Raw genomic sequence first — 1,499 nt, 5'->3', positions numbered from 1 at the left:
CACCCTCACACCAGCCCCACCCTCACACCAGCCACACCCCATCCCGCATCAACTCCCGCGTGGCCAGCTCGTTCACCTCGCGCCAGGCACGGATCGCGTGCGGGCTGATACGGAGATACGTCCAGGCCTTCTCGTCCCGCGGGTCCCACACCAGCTTCGCGGCAAAGGCGTCGGCCGACGCCGCCGACAGCTCTGGCCCCGGGACCGTACGGGCGGTGCCCTCGATGTGGACGACGTCCCGTGTGTGGCCGAGCGTGACCACGGCAGGGCACCCGTCGGCGGCGTTGACCGCGGTCGGGTTGGTGCGCCGGGTGCACAGCAGGAGCGTGCCGTCGTCCCAGACGAACGACAGCGGAACCATGGTCGGCAGGCCCTCGGCGGACGCGGTGGCGACCCAGACGTCCTTGTCGTTCTCGAGTCGGGCCAGAACATCCTTCTTGCGCTGCTCGGCGGAGCGCGCGGGCGGTGGCGTCATGCCGGTAGACGCTAGTCAGCCCGGCGGATCTCCGTAACGGTCGCCGGCCCTACGCCTCAAGACGTAGCCCGGACCCATCCGCAGCGCGATCCGGGCGCGGGGACACCGGGCCACACTGGTGCCCATGGACGGACAGGAGCACATGGACGCACCGCAGCCTACGGACGCACCGCAGCCCATCGACGCGGCGCGAGTCGACACGTATCTGCGGCGGATCGGGGCCGAGCGCCCGGCCCGCCCGGACGGCCCGGCGCTGCGGATGCTCCAGGAGCGCCATCTGCGCAGCGTCCCGTTCGAGAACCTCTCGATCCACCTGGGCGAGGAGATCCGGCTCGCACCCGAGGCGCTGGTCGCGAAGATCGTCGACGCCCGGCGGGGCGGCTTCTGCTACGAACTCAACGGCGCCTTCGCCTCGTTGCTCGCCGCGCTCGGCTTCGCTGTGACGCTGCTGCAGGCCCGGGTGTACGACGGTGAGGGCCGCCCCGGCATCCCGTACGACCATCTCGCACTCCTCGTACGCGACGCGGACGGCCACGAGTGGCTGGCCGACGTGGGCTTCGGCGCGCACAGCCTGTACCCGCTGGCCTTCGCCGAGCGCGCGGAGCAGAAGGATCCGGACGGCTCGTTCCGGCTCGCGGAGGCGGCGGACGGGGATCTGGACCTGTTCATGGACGGCAAGGCGCAGTTCGTGGTCGACCTGCGGCCACGGGCGCTGCGCGACTTCACGGCAGGCGCCTGGTACCACCGCACCTCGCCCGACTCGCACTTCACCCGCTCCCTGGTCTGCTCCCTGCGTACGGACCGGGGCCGCACCACCCTCAGCGGCCGCAGGCTGACGGTGACGCAGGACGGCCGGCGCCGTACGAGCGAACTGGGCGACGACGCCGAGGTGTTGGCGGCCTACCGCGACCACTTCGGCATGGCCCTCGCACACCTCCCGAAGGACCCCGCGGCCACCTGACCGCCCACCCTGGCGCCGCCCGCAACCGGAACGGTCAATTCACCCCGACCCCGTCACTAACCC

Annotated in this window: 2 protein-coding genes; one reads left to right on the top strand and one right to left on the bottom strand. The window is 71.7% G+C overall.

Features of this window, described 5'->3' with window-relative positions:
* Positions 1-22 precede the first annotated feature (22 nt).
* Complete coding sequence (locus G6045_RS40510; protein WP_165337249.1) at positions 23-475, bottom strand: pyridoxamine 5'-phosphate oxidase family protein; 453 nt, start codon at positions 473-475, stop codon at positions 23-25.
* Positions 476-599: 124 nt separating this feature from the next.
* Between G6045_RS40510 and G6045_RS40505 the strand changes: the two genes are divergently transcribed.
* A complete protein-coding gene (locus tag G6045_RS40505) occupies positions 600-1,436 on the top strand; it encodes an arylamine N-acetyltransferase family protein (RefSeq protein ID WP_408056433.1) in 837 nt (278 codons plus the stop codon).
* The last annotated feature ends 63 nt before the right edge of the window (positions 1,437-1,499 follow it).

The organism is Streptomyces mesophilus (assembly GCF_011044995.1).
Taxonomy (GTDB): Bacteria; Actinomycetota; Actinomycetes; order Streptomycetales; family Streptomycetaceae; genus Streptomyces; species Streptomyces mesophilus.
Note: the sequence above shows the minus strand (reverse complement) of the source record. Positions and strands in the feature narration are given on the sequence as shown.

What these genes read in the sequence shown, in the direction of transcription:
- G6045_RS40505 (WP_408056433.1), top strand. Translation starts at nt 600, where the DNA reads ATGGACGGACAGGAGCACATGGACGCACCGCAGCCTACGGACGCACCG.
- G6045_RS40510 (WP_165337249.1), bottom strand. Translation starts at nt 475, where the DNA reads ATGACGCCACCGCCCGCGCGCTCCGCCGAGCAGCGCAAGAAGGATGTT.